Genomic DNA, 16,764 nt, shown 5'->3' with positions numbered 1-16,764 from the left:
GAAATCCCCTGATGCGGGGCATGCCCGCAAACACTATCCGTCGAATTTTTCTGCGGTCACATGCACCGTCCCGTAGCGCGTCGGGATCTTCGCATAGACAGGAGCATATAGCTGCAGCGTCGCAGTCTTGGCAAACCAGATCTCCATTCCGGTCACCGACTTCAGATACTCGATATCCTTGCGCCCCTTGCGATATCCGGACTTCGGCACGTAGCGCACCGAACAGACGATGGCATCGCCTTCGGCATTGCCCGCCGAGAACGTTTCGGAGCGGTTCGGGGACAGAACTAGATCCATGCGGCTTTCGCCGTCATAGACGGGCAGCGTCTGGCCACACACATCGGCGTCACCCGGAATCAAAAGGGCGCCGATCGGGTCAAGCACGGATTTCAGATCGGCGGGCTGGACCGGCACCCAGGTATCCGGCTTCGGCCGCTCCGGCGTGACCTTTGTCTCAACGACATTGCCACCGGCGAAAAGCACCTCGTATGTGTGCTGCCGTTTGCCACTCTTGTAATCCAGAGCGTAACGCTGGGGCTGCATGCGACCGCCGGCCAGCGTTCCGGTGACGGTGCTCTCGGCTGCGACTTCACGCACAATATCGACGAGCCCGGAGGAATGGAACTGACCGGAAATCGTGTAGCGATCGGCAGCCACTTCCGTCTGGAAGGTCATCCTGGCGATCGGCAGAATACCGAGAGCAACACTATAACTCGTATCGTATCGGTAATCCGTGGCTCCGGCGGCCAGGGGCATGAGGGCGACGAAGGCAAGGGCAAGGCCTGTGGAACGCAAGACGCCGTCTCCTGAGAGGTTGGTGCCGGAAATCTGGCACGATGGAGAATGCAGTGTCGCCGTGGACTGTGGCAAGAAAATATCCTAGACCGTCCTGGCCGCCCGGAAAATCCAAGGTTTGGCTTGACGCGCCGGTTCTCACTGACTATAGAACCGCAACTTTCCAATCAGACGCTGTTGGATTGCCTCGCCGGCATTTGGCCGGGAGCGATGCGATGGCCTAGAAAAACAATAGGTGTACCATGTCCCGCAGTTGCGAATTGACCGGCAAGGGCGTCCAGACGGGCAACAACGTCAGCCACGCGAACAACAAGACCAAGCGCCGGTTCCTGCCGAACCTCTGCGACGTCACGCTGATCTCGGACGCTCTGAACCAGCGTTTCCGTCTGCGCGTTTCGGCTGCTGCCCTGCGCTCCGTTGAGCATCGCGGTGGTCTCGATGCCTTCCTTCTGAAGGCTTCGGAAAACGAACTGAGCATGCGCGCTCGTCTGCTGCGCCGCCAGATCGTCAAGAAGTCTGCTGCCTAATCGCAAGCAACGGACTAGACATTCGGAAGGCTTGGCCGGATCTCCGGGCAAGCCTTTTCGTTTGAGGTGAGCATGGCGGGCAGATGCCCCGATGCACCTCCAGCACATAGTATCGTTCCTCCAACTGGTGGCATCACCCAGGATAAAAAAATGCTGAACAAGCGCTATTTCCTTATCTACAGCCTGCTGATGACGACCGTCGTGGTCGCCTCGAACTTCCTGGTCCAGTACCCGGTCAACGGCATGCTGGCAGGCATCAATCTCGCCGACCTCCTGACCTTCGGCGCCTTCACCTATCCGATCGCCTTCCTTGTCACCGACCTGACCAACCGGCAGTTCGGCCCGCAGGCGGCCCGCCGCGTGGTTCTGGTCGGCTTCATCGCCGGCGTTCTCCTGTCGATCCTGCTTGCCACCCCGCGCATCGCCGTTGCCTCGGGCACGGCCTTCCTGGTCGGCCAGCTTCTCGACATCTCCGTCTTCAACAGGCTGCGCCAGCAGTCCTGGTGGAAGGCACCGCTGATCGGCTCACTGCTGGGTTCAGCGCTCGATACGACGATCTTCTTTTCGCTGTGCTTCGCTCCAACCTTCGGCTTCATTGGCCCGAACGACGATTTCGCCATTGCTGCCGCGCCGATCCTGGGCGTGATGAGCGCAGAAGCGCCCCGCTGGATCTCCTGGGCGATCGCCGACTTCGGCGTGAAGATGCTGATCGGTGTGATCATGCTTCTGCCTTATGGCGCGCTGATGAGTGTGGTGCGCCCGATGCCGACCGCGTCGCGCACGGCCTGATCAGGCCGAGATCAGAACGGAAAGACGACTGCAGCCTCGGGAAACCGGGGCTGTTTCGCGTTTGCGGCCTTTTTGGGTGTCATACCAAGTGTCGATGATAGGAACCCATAGGATCGGCTCGACCGCCCTTTCTGGCTAGGAGAGGTCCGAAGAGCGATGCTGCCGCATCGGTCAAGGAGCTCGACGACGCCAGAACGGGCGGGAAGCCGACCAAAGGTGGCTTGTTGCAGGCCCCTGGCGTTGTTGCGCCGCTTGGCCGATGCGACAGCATCGCCCGGCGCGCCGCGCCTAGCCAGAGACCCGCAAGAAGCCATGCTATCGGTTCCTATCATCGACACTTGGTATCAGGTCTGCGGCGCGGCGAGCCGGAATTCCAGCATCAGGGTTCGCTGCAGGATCGAATGATTGTCATCGGAGACGACGATCAGACGGACGGAACCGTCCGGCTCGGGGATGGCGTCGATGCCTTCCATGTTGTCGATCTGCGAGCGGTAATTGGCCTCGAACAGGATCTCGCCATCGACCACCGCACCGGCTTTAAGGCTTGCTCCGTCGATGCGGCGCAAGCGCATGCCGACACCCCTGGCAATGGTGAAGCGACGCTCGAGCAGCAGGAGATCGCCAGCGGGCAGGAAAGTCGCATCGGTGATGTCGAACTCATCAAGCGGGCGGACGCTGAAGGCCCCCGCAAGCGGGCCGCCGACGATTGCCGCATGGATGTTGCCGTTCTCGTCGAAGCTCTTTTCGGAGATCGCCACGAGCGCGCCTTGGAGCGCACTGTCGGCAGGTGCCATGACCAGCGCCTCGAAGCCGCCATTGCTGCGCAGGACATCGAGATCGAAGGGGAAGGCGATCGGCTGTGACGGCACGGCCTTGCCGAGATCGCTGACAGGCGCATAGGCAACCACCCGATGACGCTGTTCGAAGCCGACCAGAGCCCGATCACCGTCAAGCGCCAGACTTTCCGCATCGGCGAAGAACTTGCTCGGGCTTTCGCGTCCGGAGGCATCGAGGAGCGGCGCAAGCTTCACGGCTTCGACGCCGGCAAGCCGTCCCTCGGCATCGCGGGCAATATGCCCCTCGATCCAGTAGCCCGTGTCGAACACGCCGATGAAGCGCTGGCCGTCGAGGAAACGGACCGAAGAAAAGGCGCCGAAGAGCGGCTCGGACGAGGAGAGCTCGATGCCGCCGAGGAAAGTGAGGCCGGGTGCGAGCGTCGGATTGCCGCCAAGCTCCGCAATCACGTCGCTTTCGACCGGGATGGACAGCGTCTGTCCGGGAGGAATGGTCGCCGGCGTACAGGCGGAGAGCGCAAGCAGGCCGACGAGCGCGACGCTCAGGCCAAGATGACGCCGATAGGTGGACCGCTCAGGCACGCAGGCGGGTCCGACCCGAGCCACCGGAGGGCTGCTCCTCGAATAGCGAGGCGAGCTGCTCGGTCATGGCGCCTGCCAGTTCGTCGGCATCGACGATGGTGACGGCGCGGCGATAATAGCGCGTGACGTCGTGGCCGATGCCGATCGCCAGCAGTTCGACCGGCGAACGCGTCTCGATCTGGTCGATGACGGCACGCAGATGCCGCTCGAGATAGTTGCCTGGGTTCACCGACAGTGTCGAATCGTCGACCGGCGCACCGTCCGAGATCATCATCAGGATCTTGCGCTGCTCGCGGCGGCCGATCAGGCGGTTATGCGCCCACATCAGCGCCTCGCCGTCGATGTTTTCCTTGAGCAAGCCCTCGCGCATCATCAGGCCGAGATTGCGGCGCGCCCGGCGCCACGGCGCATCTGCAGACTTGTAGATGATATGGCGCAGATCGTTGAGGCGACCGGGTGCCGGCGGCTTGCCACTGGCGAGCCACTTTTCACGGCCCTGCCCGCCCTTCCAGGCCTTGGTGGTGAAGCCGAGGATCTCGACCTTGACGCCACAGCGTTCAAGCGTGCGGGCAAGGATGTCGGCGCAGGAGGCGGCAACCGTGATCGGGCGACCGCGCATCGAGCCGGAATTGTCGATGACCAGCGTCACGACGGTATCGCGGAACTTGGTGTCCTTCTCCTTCTTGAAGGAGAGCGGCTGCATCGGGTCGATGATCAGGCGGGTGAGACGCGCCGGATCGAGGTACCCCTCTTCCAGATCGAATTCCCAGGAGCGATTCTGCTGCGCCATGAGGCGGCGCTGCAGGCGGTTGGCAAGCCGACCGACGGCACCCTGCAGATGGGCGAGCTGCTTGTCGAGGAAGGCGCGCAGCCGGTCGAGCTCGGCTTCGTCGCAGAGCTCTTCGGCGGTGATTTCCTCGTCGAATTCCTGGGTGAAGATCTTGTAGTCGACCTTCTCGTTGAAATCGTCGAAGGGCGTTGCCGGACGACGCATCTCGCCGGGTGTTTCGCTGTCGTCGTCACCCTCGTCCGACATCTCCTCTTCGGAGATCTCGGCACCGTCCATCTCGCCGTCGTCGAGCTGTTCCTGCGAGGCTTCGCTTTCCTCTGCAGGTGCGGAATCCTGGCCGGCCTCTTCTTCGGAGGTCTCCTGGTCCTGCTCGCCGCTGCGCGGCTGCTCCTCGTCGGTGGACTGCTCGTCTTCGCTCTGCTCCTGGTCGTCGCCCATGTCCTCGGCCATTTCCATGGCCGACAGCATGTGGCGGATCACCCGGGAGAAGGCCTGCTGGTCTTCGATGACATTGGCAAGATTGTCGAGGTCGGCACCGGCCTTGTCCTCGATGAAAGGACGCCAGAGATCGAGCACCTTGCCGGCGGTTTCCGGCGCCTTCTGGCCGGTCAGCTTTTCGCGCACCAGCATGGCGACGGCTTCGCCGATCGGCGCATCTTCCTGCCGGCTGATGGTCGAGAAATTGGCTTTCGCATATTTCTCGGTGTTCATCGACTGGATGTTGGAGGCAACGCCTGGCATGCGCAGCGAGCCGAGCAATTCCACACGCGCCTGCTCGACCGCATCGAAGATGGCGCGCGCATCGGCACCCTGCGGTGCCATGCTCGCATGGATCTTCTGGTCGTGGCAGGCGAGCCTCAACGCCATACTGTCGCCAAGACCGCGGGTCACGGCGAGTTCGTGGGCGGTCGGGCGCTTGGAGATCTCCGGCAGGCGGATCCGCTCACCGGCAAGCCCCGGACGCTCATTGGCAAAGGCGACCTCGACCTGCGGATCGCCCGCGATCGAGCGCACGCAGCCGGTGATCGCACGGCGCATCGGCTCCATGTCCACCCCGCCGCCGGCCTTGGCCTTCGAATTGTCGCCGCGCCCTGCCATGCTTGTCAGTCCTTATGCGCCGAGTACGATATTGGCCGCACTTTCCTTGAGTTCCACGCCGAAGGCGCGCTGATACTGCTCGGCCACCAGCGTGCGCTCCAGTTCGTCGCACTTGTTGAGGAAGGTGACCCGGAAGGCGAAGGCGACATCGCCGAAGATCTCGGCATTTTCGGCCCAGGTGATGACGGTACGCGGGCTCATGACGGTCGACAGATCGCCATTGACGAAGGCAGCACGCGTAAGATCAGCGAGGCGGACCATGCGCGAAACGGTGTCACGACCCTCGGCGGTCGAGCCAAAGCTCTTCACCTTGGCCGAGACGATGTCGACTTCCTTGTCATGCGGCAGATAGTTCAGCGTCGTGACGATCGACCAACGGTCCATCTGCGCCTGGTTGATCTGCTGCGTGCCGTGATAGAGGCCGGTCGTATCGCCGAGGCCGACGGTGTTGGCAGTCGCGAACAGGCGGAAGGCGGGGTGAGGACGGATGACGCGGCTCTGGTCGAGAAGCGTCAGGCGGCCAGAGCTTTCCAGAACGCGCTGGATGACGAACATCACGTCCGGACGGCCGGCATCATATTCGTCGAAGACGAGTGCAACATTGTGCTGGTAGGCCCAGGGCAGGATGCCGTCCTTGAATTCAGTGATCTGCTTGCCGTCCTTCAGAACGATGGCGTCCTTGCCGACGAGATCGATACGGCTGACATGGCTGTCGAGGTTGACGCGCACGCAGGGCCAGTTGAGGCGGGCTGCGACCTGCTCGATATGGGTCGACTTGCCGGTTCCGTGGAAGCCGGAGACCATGACGCGGCGGTTATGCGCAAAGCCTGCGAGAATGGCGAGCGTGGTTTCGCGGTCAAAGAGATAGTCCGGATCGAGATCCGGCACATAGGCATCGCCCTTGGAATAGGCCGGCACACGAATGTCCGTATCGATGCCGAAGACCTCGCGGACCGAAACGGTGGTGTCGGGCAGGTTGGCGATATCCAATTCAATTTTGCTCATCATGTCTCCCTGCCAGGCGGTGCCGTCCGGCCGTCTTTGTCGCTGCTCTATGTTCGGATTAACAGAAACCGGCCTGCTTTAACAATTTGTAGGCTTCAATGACAGCGCGAAAACGCTCTTCAGAGGCCCTGTCTCCGCCATTTGCATCCGGATGGTGTTTTTTTACAAGCTCCTTGTAGCGGGTCTTGATGTCGGTGGGCGTGGAGCTGACGGTAAGTCCAAGCGTATCAAGCGCTTTCGCCTCCAGCGTCTTGAGTTTCCGGTCCGCCGCCTGATAGCGCGGAGCCCCGCCGCGCCCCTGCTGGACGAAGCCGAAGGGGTCCTTGATGCGCGCCTGTGACGCAGCCGAACCGGAGCGCATGGTGGAGTGAAGCGGGCTTGCTTTCGCCGCCTTGTTGACGCCGACCGTCCAGGTGGGGCGATGACCGGTGATCGCCTCCTTCTGGTAGCGTGCGATCTCCGTGTCGGAGAGGCCGGAGAAATAGTTGTAGCCCTTGTTGTAGTCCTTCACGTGCTCGAAGCAGAACAGGAAGAACTGGCCCTCGGCATGACGTCCCACCGGCGCGCGATGGACCCCCGGCTTTTCGCAGCCGTCCCACTGACACACAGGTTTGGATTGCTCGGGCTCGGCCTCCCGCTTTCGCCGGGTGCGGATCCGATCGAAATATTTCGAGTCGAGTTTCATCTCGTAATTATGGGGCGTGCGATGGGGGCGAACAAGAATTGACAAACCGGTTTGTTACGCGCTTTGTGGGGCTTTTTGCGAAGCAGCAGAAAGAGGCAGACCATGTCGGTGAAGAGCCGGATCGAGACCCGCCTGACCGAGGCTTTCAGCCCCGAAAGGCTCGTCGTGATCGACGAAAGTCACCACCATGCCGGCCATCAGCCAGATATCACCGGCACCGGCGAAACACATATGCGTGTTCGCATCGTGGCAGCAGCCTTCGAGGGAATGACCCGCCTTGCACGCCACCGTGCCGTGACCGACCTGCTGAAGCCGGAACTCGATGCAGGGCTGCATGCGCTGGCGATCGAGCCCGCCGCCCCGGGCGAGCCCACACGCTGGTAAACACAGATCCGATCATTCCGCCGGCTCAGCGGCGTCGATCGGCCGGATGCGCAGACGTGTGATGCGGTTCTTCTCGCGCTTCAGGACGATGAAACGCTTGCCGTAGAAGGTGAAGGCCTGACGCTCTTCGGGGATCGATTTCGATTCGTGGATGACCAGACCGGCAATCGTGGTGGCTTCCTCGTCCGGCAGCTGCCAGTCCATCGCCCGGTTGAGATCACGGATCGGCACGCCACCATCGACGACGATCGACCCGTCGCTGTCCTGGCGCACACCCTGGATCTCGAGATCGTGCTCGTCAGAGATGTCACCGACGATTTCCTCGAGAATGTCCTCGAGCGTCACCACACCCTGCACCTCGCCATACTCATCGACGACAACGGCGAAGTGGGTCTTGCGCCGCAAGAAGGCGTTGAGCTGATCCTTGAGGTTGGTGGTATCAGGCACGAACCACGGCTTCTGGGCGATCTTGACGATGTCGATGTCCTGCGGCTCGACATTCGGCTCGGCCAGCGCCCGGATCAGATCCTTGGCATGGATGACACCGATGATGTTGTCGGTCGCGCCCCGCCAGACGGGCATGCGGGTATAGGGGCTTTCCAGGATATTGCGGATCGCCACTTCCGGCGGCTCGTCCGCATTGACGGCCCGCATGGCGGTGCGGTGGATCATGATGTCGGAGACTTCGAGTTCGCCGAGGTCGAGGACACCACCCAGCCGGTCACGGTCGGCTTTCACCACCGAGCCTTCTCGATGCAGCAACGCCACGGCGCCGCGCAGCTCCTCATGGGCCGAAAACATCGAAGCTTCGCCCGATATCGACACGCCGAAAATGCCAAGCAGCTTGCGAACGATCCAGTTGACGAGGCTGGAAAGCGGGCCGACCACGGCCACGAACGGACGCACTAACGGGGCGACGAAGAGGGCGAAACGCTCCGGCGCGGAGATCGCCCAGCTCTTCGGCAGCACTTCCGAGAAGATCACGAGCAGGACGGTCATCAACAGCGTGGCGATGGCGACACCGGAATCGCCGAAGAGACCGAGGAACAGGCTGGTGGTCAGCGACGATGCGAGGATGTTGACGAGGTTGTTGCCGATCAACAGCGCCCCGATCAGCCGGTCCCTGCGTTCGATCAGCGTATTGACGATGCCAGCGCGATCGTCGCCATTAACCTCCAGCGTGTGCATGCGTGCCCGCGAGGTTGCGGTCAGCGCCGTTTCCGAACCTGAGAAGAAGGCCGAGGCACAGATCAGGCCAAGAATGGCAAGGAGAGTGAGCCAGTAGTCCGCGAGGCTCGCCAGGATTTGCTCGATCATGATGGACGCATCTCCTCAATGAAACGCTGCACTTCGGATGCCGGCACATCGTCTGCGACGAAGGACTGGCCGAGACCACGAGTGAGGATGAAGGTGAGCTTGCCGCTTTTCACCTTCTTGTCCTGCGCGATGGCATCCATCAGCACCTCGGTCGGCGGCAGCCCGCCGGGGATCTGATCCATGCGGGTCGGCAGGCCAACGGCCTTCAGATGCGCCTCAACACGATCAGCGAGATCCGGGCTTGCCAGGTTCATGCGCGCCGAGAAGCGATGCGCAAGCACCATGCCGATGGAGACACCCTCGCCATGAACCAGTCGGCTGCTGTCATATTGGGTGGCGGCTTCCAGCGCATGCCCGAAGGTGTGGCCGAGGTTGAGCAGAGCACGACGGCCGTTCTCCCGCTCGTCGGCGACGACCACGTCGGCCTTAGCCTGACAGGAGACGGCGATCGCTTCGATACGGGCCGCACCGCCCGCAAACACCTCGCGCCAGTTCGTCTCCAGCCATTCAAAAAAGTCTGGCTTGTCGATCAGGCCGTATTTTGCCACTTCCGCATAGCCGGCGCGGAATTCTCGCTCCGACAGCGTGTCGAGCACGTCGGTATCGGCCAGCACCAGATCCGGCTGATTGAAGATCCCGACGAGGTTCTTGCCCTGGCGGGCATTGATGCCGGTCTTGCCGCCGACGGAGCTATCGACCTGTGAGAGCAGCGATGTCGGGATCTGCACAAAGCGCACACCGCGCCGCACGATACCGGCCGCAAAACCGGTGAGATCGCCGATGACCCCGCCACCGAGCGCAATCACCGTGTCGTTGCGCTCGATGCGGGCTTCGAGCAGCACGTCGCAGACCTTGGTGAGATAATCGAAGCTCTTGGTCTTCTCGCCGGCCGGCAGCGTGACCGAGACTGCCTCGATGCCATCCGTCTGCAGACTGTCCATCAACCCGTCGAGATACCGCGCGCCGACATTCTCGTCGGTGACGATCGCGGCACGACGGCCCTTGATACGGCTCGTGACCTCACCGCCGGCGCGCGCCATCAGGCCGGGGCCGATGAGGATGTCATAGGAGCGCTCGCCCAGCGGCACATGCACCAGGCGTTCCAGGGTCTCGACCTTTGTCATTGCGTCTTGTCCTTGCCGATATGTTCGATCACCGAGGTCAGAACCTCGTTGGCGATCACTTCCTTGCGCACGTCGCGGGACCGGACGGTAATGTCCGCCAGCGCATAGATCGGATAGCGCTTGTCCATCAGATCCTTCAGCGTCTGCTTCGGATTTTCGGTCTTCAGAAGCGGCCGGTGATCCCGCTTGTTGACCCGTTCCCAGAGCACGTCGAGATCGGCACTGAGCCAGACCGAAAGACCGCCCCGCTCGATTTGCCTGCGGGTGTTTTCGTTGATGAAGGCGCCGCCACCGGTGGAGACCACACGAGGGCCGGTGCGCAACAAGCGCTTGATCACCCGCGTTTCAAGGGCGCGAAACTCATCCTCGCCATAGGTGGCGAAAAGCTCGGAGATCGACATGCGTGAAACGCGCTCGATTTCCGTGTCGGTATCGATGAAAGGCAGGCCGAGTTGCTGGGCGACGATGCGACCGATCGCCGACTTGCCGGCGCCCATGAGACCGACGAGAACGAGATTGCGTTTGCCGAGCGCCACCTTGGCGCGCTCGCCCAGACTGGGAGCAAGGTTGAGGATCGTTTCGGTCATCGGCCTGTTCACGACTGTTTCATGACCTATTGACATATAGAGGGCTAGCGTCAAGCCATGGCGGCATTTCCGCAAGGCCTCTCCCGGCCTTGGTAAACTCCGTGTTTCGACTTATCTATTGCCAGAACCGGCCGAGGATCGACCATGCCTACTCTGTTTCGCTTCCTGTTCATCTGCGGGACCCTCGTCGGCATGGTCTACGCCGCGATGTGGTCATTCGTCGTGTTTGTCGAGCCAAGGGAACGGGACGTGACGGTGCGCATTCCTTCAGAGCGCATCAACCCGGTCGAAGAATAGCGGGAAAGAGCACATGTCGGATCTGAGCCGGGCCCGTGTTGAAGCCTTTCTGGAAATGCTGAGCGCGGAGCGAGGGGCAGCCGTCAATACGCTCGCCTCCTACGAGCGCGACCTCGACGACCTCTCGGACTTTCTCTCAGGCCGCAAGGTGAACCTTGGGGCTGCAACACGCGAGGATCTCGCCGCCTATCTTTCCGATCTCGCCCGCAGAGGTTTCCAGCCGACCTCCCAGGCCAGACGACTGTCGGCCATGCGCCAGTTCTACAAGTTCCTCTACGCCGAAGGCCTGCGGGGCGACGATCCGACCGCGATCCTCGACGCCCCGAAGAAAGCACGGTCTCTGCCCAAGGTTCTGACGGTCGAGGATGTCACTCGACTGTTGGCGCTTGCCGAGGCGGAAGCAAACCTCGAAGGACCAGAGCAGCCAGCACGTATCCGCCGGCTTGCCCTTATCGAACTTCTCTATGCGACGGGCATGCGCGTCAGTGAACTCGTCTCCCTGCCCGTAAAAGTGCTCACCCAGGAAGGCCGCTTCCTGCTGGTGCGCGGCAAGGGCAACAAGGAGCGGCTGGTGCCGTTGTCACGCACGGCCATCGAGGCGCTGGCCCGATACGGTGAAATTCGGGGGGCGGACCCTGCCCAGGCGGACAGCCCTTTCCTGTTTCCGGCCGCGAGCAAGGAGGGTCATGTCCCTCGCCAGGTCTTTGCACGCGAGCTGAAGGATTTGGCCGTAAGGGCCGGTTTATCCGCGAATGCCGTATCTCCGCATGTGCTTAGGCACGCCTTCGCCAGCCATCTTCTGGGCAATGGGGCAGACCTTCGCGCGGTGCAGGAACTGCTGGGTCACAGCGACATTTCAACGACACAAATCTATACGCATGTGCTCGACGAGCGCCTGCAGCAATTGGTGCATACGCATCACCCCCTTGCAAAACAGGCCAAAAACCCCGATTAGGACCGGCTAAGCCGGTTCCTGCGGGCGGTGAGCGCCAGGAACGAACGATCGGAACGGAGTTCATGCACAACTATCTCGACTTCGAAAAGCCCATCTCCGACCTCGAGGCCAAGATCCGCGAACTGAAGAAGATCGCGGAAGAGGACGAGAGCATCGACACCTCGGAAGAGATCAGTCGGCTGGAAAGCCGCGTCGATGAGGCGATGGTGGAGATCTATTCGAAGCTCAACGCCTGGCAGAAGACGCAGGTCGCGCGCCATCCGCAGCGTCCGCATTTTGTCGATTACGCCGAAGCGCTTTTCACCGAATTCACGCCGATCGCCGGTGACCGAAAGTTCGGCGAAGACGCCGCCATCCAGGCCGGCCTCGCCCGCTTCCGCGGCCAGCCGGTCGCGGTCATCGGCCAGGAAAAGGGCAACGACACCAAGTCGCGCATCAAGCACAACTTCGGCAGCCCGCGTCCGGAAGGCTACCGCAAGGCGATCCGCGTGATGGAAATGGCCGACCGTTTCGGCCTGCCGGTGATTTCGCTGATCGACACGGCCGGCGCCTATCCGGGCGTGGGTGCGGAAGAACGCGGCCAGGCGGAAGCGATTGCCCGCTCCACCGAGATGTGCCTGTCGCTGAAGGTGCCGATGGTCTCCGTCGTCATCGGCGAAGGCGGCTCCGGCGGCGCGATCGCGATTGCCACCGGCAACCGCGTCTACATGCTGGAACATGCGATCTATTCGGTGATCTCACCTGAGGGCGCGGCATCCATCCTCTGGCGCGACTCGACCCGCGCCAAGGAAGCCGCGACGAATATGAAGATCACGGCGGAGGATCTTAAGGCTCTCGGCATCATCGACGCCATCATCCCGGAACCCGTCGGCGGTGCGCACCGCGCCCCTGATCGCGTCATCGGCATGACCGGCGATATGATCGCCGGCGCGCTTGCGGAACTGACACCAATGCCGGGCGACAAGCTGCGCGCCGACCGTCGTCAGAAATTCCTCGATATTGGCCGCAATCTCTGAGGTTTCGGCAATTGCTGCGGCAATTTGCCATCACTCCGCCGCTTTGCAGGGCTAGCGGCGGGGTACGAATGGCAGATTCGGCGGTCATTGGTTTATAATTTGTGAAGAAAGCAGTTCTAAACTACGCATGACCGGCTCGTTCTGAGCCACAACATGTGTTCCTGGAAAGAGCGTTCGCGCATGCGCTTGACATCGACGGCCCTGGTTCTGATTTTCGCCGCCGCCCTTGCCGGCTGCAATGACACATTGGAAAGCGCGGCCTATGATACGCCGCGCGTTGCCAACAAGGTCGAGCAGCCGCTACCTCCCCGCCTGCTTTCCGAAATCCGGAAGAAGGGCATGGATCGCACCTCGCCGATCATGATCCGCATCTTCAAGGAAGAGGGCATCCTGGAGGTCTGGAAGGCGAAGACCAACGGGCGCTTCGACAAGGTCGTGGAATACGACATCTGCGCCTGGTCCGGCCGCCTGGGTCCGAAGATCAAGGAGGGCGACCGACAGGCACCGGAGGGCTTCTATCCGCTCACACCTTATCACCTGAACCCGAACTCCAAGTATTTCCTGGCGATCAACACGGGTTTTCCGAACCAGTTCGACCGCGCCAACGGCCGCACCGGCACGCATCTGATGATCCACGGCGCCTGCTCGTCTTCGGGCTGCTACTCGATGACCGATGCCCAGATGCTGGAGATCTACGCCTTTGCGCGCGACGCCTTCAAGGGCGGCCAGCAGGCGATCCAGCTGCAGGCCTTCCCCTTCCGCATGACCGCGGAAAACATGGCGCGTCACCGCCACAGCCCGCATTTCGATTTCTGGGAGACGCTAAAGGTCGGCTACGATCATTTCGAGATCACCAAGCGCCCGCCGGTGGTCAATGTCTGCGAGAAGAAATATGTCTTCAACCAGTCGATCCCGGAAGGCTCGAGCTTCAACCCGCAGGGCGCCTGCCCGCCGATGAGCACGCCGCCGGCCCTTTCGGTCGCGCTCAATGGCTTCAACGAAGCCTATGATGCCGCCTATGCCAAGGCGCTGAAGAAGTATGACGGCAAGATCTGGTATGATCCGACGGAAGCCGAGCGCAAGGCGCTGGTCGCCGACCTGCGCAAGTCGCGCGCCCATGACCTCGCCTTCGCGCCGACAGGCTCGGCACTGAAGGCGGGCAGGCTGCTCGACCTGGACGAAGTCGATCCGGCAAAGCTTGCGGCCGCAACCGGCACCGCCGCCGTCAACCAGATGGCGACCAATCCGAACGGCGATCCGCAGACCCAGGCTGCACAGCCGGCCACAACGGCAGCAGCCACAACGGCAGCCCCGGCCACGGCACAGACCACCGCTGCCGTTCCCGTGCCGCAGCCGAACCCGCTTGCCCCCCAGACGGCGCAGGCCGCTCCTGCGGCAGAAGAGAAGAAGCCCTTCTGGAAGCTCTGGTAAGGGCATGGCCGGAACGCCGACCTATGATCTGAGGGGGCTGAAATGCCCCCTTCCCGTTTTGAAGACCCGCCGGCGGATGGCCGACATGCAGGCCGGCGACGAACTGATCGTGGAAACGACAGATCCGCTTGCGGGCATCGACATCCCGCATTTATGCCATGAAGACGGCCACGAATTGCTGGCGCAGGAGCGTTTGGAAGACGGGCACCGCTTTCATATCCGCAAGGGTGCAACACAGTCCGGCTAGAACTTGAAGCCAGGGATCGACAGCGGGTTGTCCATCATGGCAGCCCGATCCGGGCGATCGATGGAGACCTTGCCGGTGAAGGCACCAAACAGGTCCCGCACATAGCTCTCCGACAGATCCCGGGTGATCAGCACCAGCCGCGTCTTGCGATCCGAGCCCTCGGGCCAGGCCGGCAGGCGCACCGGCGGATGGAAGATCGACTGCACGCCATGCAGCACCAGCGGCCTGTCCGGACGGTCGGTCAGCGCGACGATGGCCTTCATCCTCAAGAGCTTTTCGCCATGGGTCGAGCGCAGGAGATCGACGAACATGTTGATCGCCATCGGATCGATCGGCTCGTCATGCAGGATCGAATAGGACCGGATCGACGTGCCGTGCCGGTTCACATCATGGTGGTGATGATGGCCATGCCCATGAGAGTGGGCGTGGTGATGATGACCGTGGTGGTGGTCGTGGCCATGGTCGTGATGATCGTCCGCCGCCGCCATCTCGTCCTTCAGCCAGCGATCGACATCGGCAATCTTGCTTGCGGGATCGTAGAGCCCGTTGACCAGCATCGCGGCCGAACCCGCATCCGGCGCATCACCATCGGTGATCGGCGCACGCGGATTAAGCGCCCGCAGACGCTCGGTGAGTTCCAAGATCGCCGTGGCATCGGCCAGCGTCTTCTTGGTCAGGATCAGCCGGTCGGCCACCGCAACCTGCTTGTAGGCTTCTGGATAGGTATCGATGGTCGACATGCCGTTGACCGCATCGACGACCGTCACGACGCCGTCGAGATCGAAATGCTGGGCAATCGCCGGATGCCCCATCACCGACTGCATGACGGGTGCCGGATCGGCAAGCCCTGTGGTCTCTATAACCACCCGCGACAGCGACTTGATCTTGCCGGTCTGCATGCCGTCGATCAGTTCGGCCAGCGTATCGACCAACTCGCCGCGCACGGTGCAGCAGAGGCAACCGTCGGACAGCTCGACCACGGCATCATTGGAAGCTTCGACCAGGAGATGGTCGATCCCGACCTCGCCGAACTCGTTGATGATGACGGCAGCGTCCTTCATCGCCGGATCCTTGAGGAGCCGGTTGAGAATCGTCGATTTGCCCGCACCGAGAAAGCCGGTGAGGATGGAGACGGGAATGCGGTTTTGGGTCATGGCTGAACTCAGAAGGTGGGACGCGGCCTGGGGATCGGCACGTTGGCGATCTCGCCAGGGCCTGCCTTCTTGGTTTCGACCGGTTCGCTGCCGGGGATCAGGCCGGCAAAGCTCATTTTCGGCGGACGACCCATCTCGCGGATATAGGGCGAGAGAAGCTTCATGCGACCCGCTTCATCGCGGCCTTCGCTGCGGATCTTGCGGGCCTGCGGATTGCAGATCTCGGCGCTGATGTCGGTCACCTGATCCTGACCTTCGCCATAGGGCTGAAGCTGTTCTAGACGGTTGCCGGCCACCGTTGTCGTCAGCCCCTTCTGCAGCAGCTCGGCAGAAAGATCGGCGCGGGCGCCAAGGCTGTCGGAGCCAAGCACGACGGAGATCACGGTGCGGCCATTGCGCGTGGCAGACGACACCTGGTTGAAGCCCGACGCGCAGACATAGCCCGTCTTCATGCCATCGGCACCCGGGAAACGGCCGACCAGAAGGTTGAAGTTCGGATAGTCCTTCTTGCCCGTCGTCACACCTTCGAGCGCGAAGTAACCGGCATATTCCGGAAACTCACGACGGATCGCGGTGGCCAGGATCGCCATGTCGCGCGCCGTCGTATACTGGCCCTTGCCCGGCAGGCCGTTCGGATTGACGAAACGGGTCGAGGTCATGCCGAGGCGCTGAGCCTCCTGGTTCATGCGCTGCACGAAAGCGGCCTCGCTGCCGCTGATGGTCTCTGCCATCGCGACAGCCACATCATTGGCGGACTTGATGATGAGAAGCTTGATCGCGCTGTCCAGCGTCAGCTTGGAGCCCGGCTTGAACCACATCTTGCTCGCCGGCTGGTCTGCCGCATGCTTGCTCATCACGACGACGGTTTCGGGCGATAGCTCCCCGGCCCGCATCGAACGGAAGGTCGTATAGGCGGTCATCAGTTTGGTGAGCGAAGCCGGATACCATTTGCGGAAAGCTTCCTGGTGGGCAATCACCCGACCACTGCCGACATCAACCACCATCATGGGATTGGCCGCCGCCATTCCCGGCAGCACAAGCGCCGTCAAGGACACGGCAACCGCCAGTCGGCAGACAGCCCGCTTTACGGACAACATCGGGGGACGCTTCGTCAACACGAGTTCGATCCTCTTGTTCGGCTGGTCACTCTCGCCAAGCGACGGCGATCTCTTATGTAGCGAAGGAAT

At 62.0% G+C, this 16,764-nt stretch carries 18 protein-coding genes; 8 read left to right on the top strand and 10 right to left on the bottom strand.

Annotation, left to right across the window (positions count from 1 at the left end):
* Positions 1-33: 33 nt before the first annotated feature.
* Positions 34-795, bottom strand: a complete 762-nt coding sequence (locus tag AC1PUL_RS20260) for a DUF3108 domain-containing protein (protein ID WP_480465797.1) — start codon at positions 793-795, stop codon at positions 34-36.
* A gap of 242 nt (positions 796-1,037) precedes the next feature.
* Here AC1PUL_RS20260 and rpmB point away from each other — a divergent pair, with 242 nt between their 5' ends.
* Both rpmB and AC1PUL_RS20250 read left to right on the top strand, forming a co-directional pair.
* Positions 1,038-1,322 (top strand): 50S ribosomal protein L28, encoded by a 285-nt coding sequence (gene rpmB / locus AC1PUL_RS20255; protein ID WP_480465796.1) that lies wholly within the window; start codon positions 1,038-1,040, stop codon positions 1,320-1,322.
* A 150-nt stretch (positions 1,323-1,472) separates the two neighbouring features.
* The gene (locus tag AC1PUL_RS20250; protein ID WP_480465795.1) at positions 1,473-2,111 is read left to right on the top strand and encodes a queuosine precursor transporter; all 639 of its coding nucleotides are present in this window, start codon (positions 1,473-1,475) and stop codon (positions 2,109-2,111) included.
* Positions 2,112-2,455: 344 nt separating this feature from the next.
* Here AC1PUL_RS20250 and AC1PUL_RS20245 read toward each other — a convergent pair whose 3' ends face one another.
* The 4 genes from AC1PUL_RS20245 to AC1PUL_RS20230 are packed head-to-tail and all read right to left on the bottom strand — an operon-like array spanning position 2,456 to position 7,065.
* Positions 2,456-3,487: an esterase-like activity of phytase family protein gene (locus tag AC1PUL_RS20245; RefSeq protein WP_480465794.1), complete on the bottom strand. Its 1,032-nt coding sequence runs from the start codon at positions 3,485-3,487 to the stop codon at positions 2,456-2,458.
* A complete protein-coding gene (gene cobT, locus AC1PUL_RS20240) occupies positions 3,480-5,375 on the bottom strand; it encodes a cobaltochelatase subunit CobT (protein ID WP_480465793.1) in 1,896 nt (631 codons plus the stop codon). Before cobT ends, AC1PUL_RS20245 begins: the two co-directional genes overlap by 8 nt.
* Before the next feature lie 12 nt (positions 5,376-5,387).
* On the bottom strand, positions 5,388-6,380 hold the full coding sequence (gene cobS / locus AC1PUL_RS20235; protein ID WP_185809266.1) for a cobaltochelatase subunit CobS: 993 nt from the start codon (positions 6,378-6,380) through the stop codon (positions 5,388-5,390).
* Positions 6,381-6,438: 58 nt separating this feature from the next.
* Positions 6,439-7,065, bottom strand: a complete 627-nt coding sequence (locus tag AC1PUL_RS20230) for a DnaJ domain-containing protein (RefSeq protein ID WP_298460677.1) — start codon at positions 7,063-7,065, stop codon at positions 6,439-6,441.
* A gap of 102 nt (positions 7,066-7,167) precedes the next feature.
* Between AC1PUL_RS20230 and AC1PUL_RS20225 the strand changes: the two genes are divergently transcribed.
* Positions 7,168-7,449: a BolA family protein gene (locus AC1PUL_RS20225; protein WP_298460679.1), complete on the top strand. Its 282-nt coding sequence runs from the start codon at positions 7,168-7,170 to the stop codon at positions 7,447-7,449.
* A 12-nt stretch (positions 7,450-7,461) separates the two neighbouring features.
* On the opposite strand, the gene AC1PUL_RS20220 is transcribed toward AC1PUL_RS20225, so the two are convergent.
* Genes AC1PUL_RS20220 through AC1PUL_RS20210 form a run of 3 tightly spaced genes read right to left on the bottom strand, consistent with a single transcriptional unit; the run spans position 7,462 to position 10,477 of the window.
* Positions 7,462-8,766: an HlyC/CorC family transporter gene (locus AC1PUL_RS20220; RefSeq protein WP_480465792.1), complete on the bottom strand. Its 1,305-nt coding sequence runs from the start codon at positions 8,764-8,766 to the stop codon at positions 7,462-7,464.
* Complete coding sequence (gene aroB / locus AC1PUL_RS20215) at positions 8,763-9,890, bottom strand: 3-dehydroquinate synthase (RefSeq protein ID WP_480465791.1); 1,128 nt, start codon at positions 9,888-9,890, stop codon at positions 8,763-8,765. Before aroB ends, AC1PUL_RS20220 begins: the two co-directional genes overlap by 4 nt.
* Positions 9,887-10,477, bottom strand: a complete 591-nt coding sequence (locus AC1PUL_RS20210) for a shikimate kinase (protein ID WP_480465790.1) — start codon at positions 10,475-10,477, stop codon at positions 9,887-9,889. Before AC1PUL_RS20210 ends, aroB begins: the two co-directional genes overlap by 4 nt.
* A 144-nt stretch (positions 10,478-10,621) precedes the next feature.
* On the opposite strand from AC1PUL_RS20210, the gene AC1PUL_RS20205 reads away from it, so the two are divergent.
* The 5 genes from AC1PUL_RS20205 (at position 10,622) to AC1PUL_RS20185 (ending at position 14,423) form a co-directional block, all read left to right on the top strand.
* The gene (locus AC1PUL_RS20205; protein ID WP_480465789.1) at positions 10,622-10,774 is read left to right on the top strand and encodes a hypothetical protein; all 153 of its coding nucleotides are present in this window, start codon (positions 10,622-10,624) and stop codon (positions 10,772-10,774) included.
* Between the two features lie 13 nt (positions 10,775-10,787).
* Positions 10,788-11,729, top strand: a complete 942-nt coding sequence (gene xerD / locus AC1PUL_RS20200) for a site-specific tyrosine recombinase XerD (protein WP_480465788.1) — start codon at positions 10,788-10,790, stop codon at positions 11,727-11,729.
* 62 nt (positions 11,730-11,791) lie between these two features.
* The gene (locus tag AC1PUL_RS20195; RefSeq protein WP_480465787.1) at positions 11,792-12,745 is read left to right on the top strand and encodes an acetyl-CoA carboxylase carboxyltransferase subunit alpha; all 954 of its coding nucleotides are present in this window, start codon (positions 11,792-11,794) and stop codon (positions 12,743-12,745) included.
* 180 nt (positions 12,746-12,925) lie between these two features.
* The gene (locus tag AC1PUL_RS20190; protein WP_480465786.1) at positions 12,926-14,176 is read left to right on the top strand and encodes a L,D-transpeptidase family protein; all 1,251 of its coding nucleotides are present in this window, start codon (positions 12,926-12,928) and stop codon (positions 14,174-14,176) included.
* Positions 14,177-14,180: 4 nt separating this feature from the next.
* Positions 14,181-14,423, top strand: coding sequence for a sulfurtransferase TusA family protein (locus AC1PUL_RS20185; RefSeq protein WP_480465785.1), 243 nt, complete (start codon positions 14,181-14,183; stop codon positions 14,421-14,423).
* Here the strand turns inward: AC1PUL_RS20185 and AC1PUL_RS20180 are convergent.
* Entirely contained in the window at positions 14,420-15,577 is a 1,158-nt protein-coding gene (locus AC1PUL_RS20180; protein WP_480465784.1) for a CobW family GTP-binding protein, read from the bottom strand. The two genes, AC1PUL_RS20185 and AC1PUL_RS20180, sit on opposite strands and share 4 nt — an antisense overlap.
* Before the next feature lie 8 nt (positions 15,578-15,585).
* Positions 15,586-16,674: a serine hydrolase gene (locus AC1PUL_RS20175; protein ID WP_480468646.1), complete on the bottom strand. Its 1,089-nt coding sequence runs from the start codon at positions 16,672-16,674 to the stop codon at positions 15,586-15,588.
* Between the last annotated feature and the right edge of the window lie 90 nt (positions 16,675-16,764).

This window comes from Rhizobium sp. P43 (genome assembly GCF_056730705.1).
The sequence above is the reverse complement of the archived record's forward strand: the minus strand, read 5'-3'. Positions and strand labels throughout refer to the sequence as shown.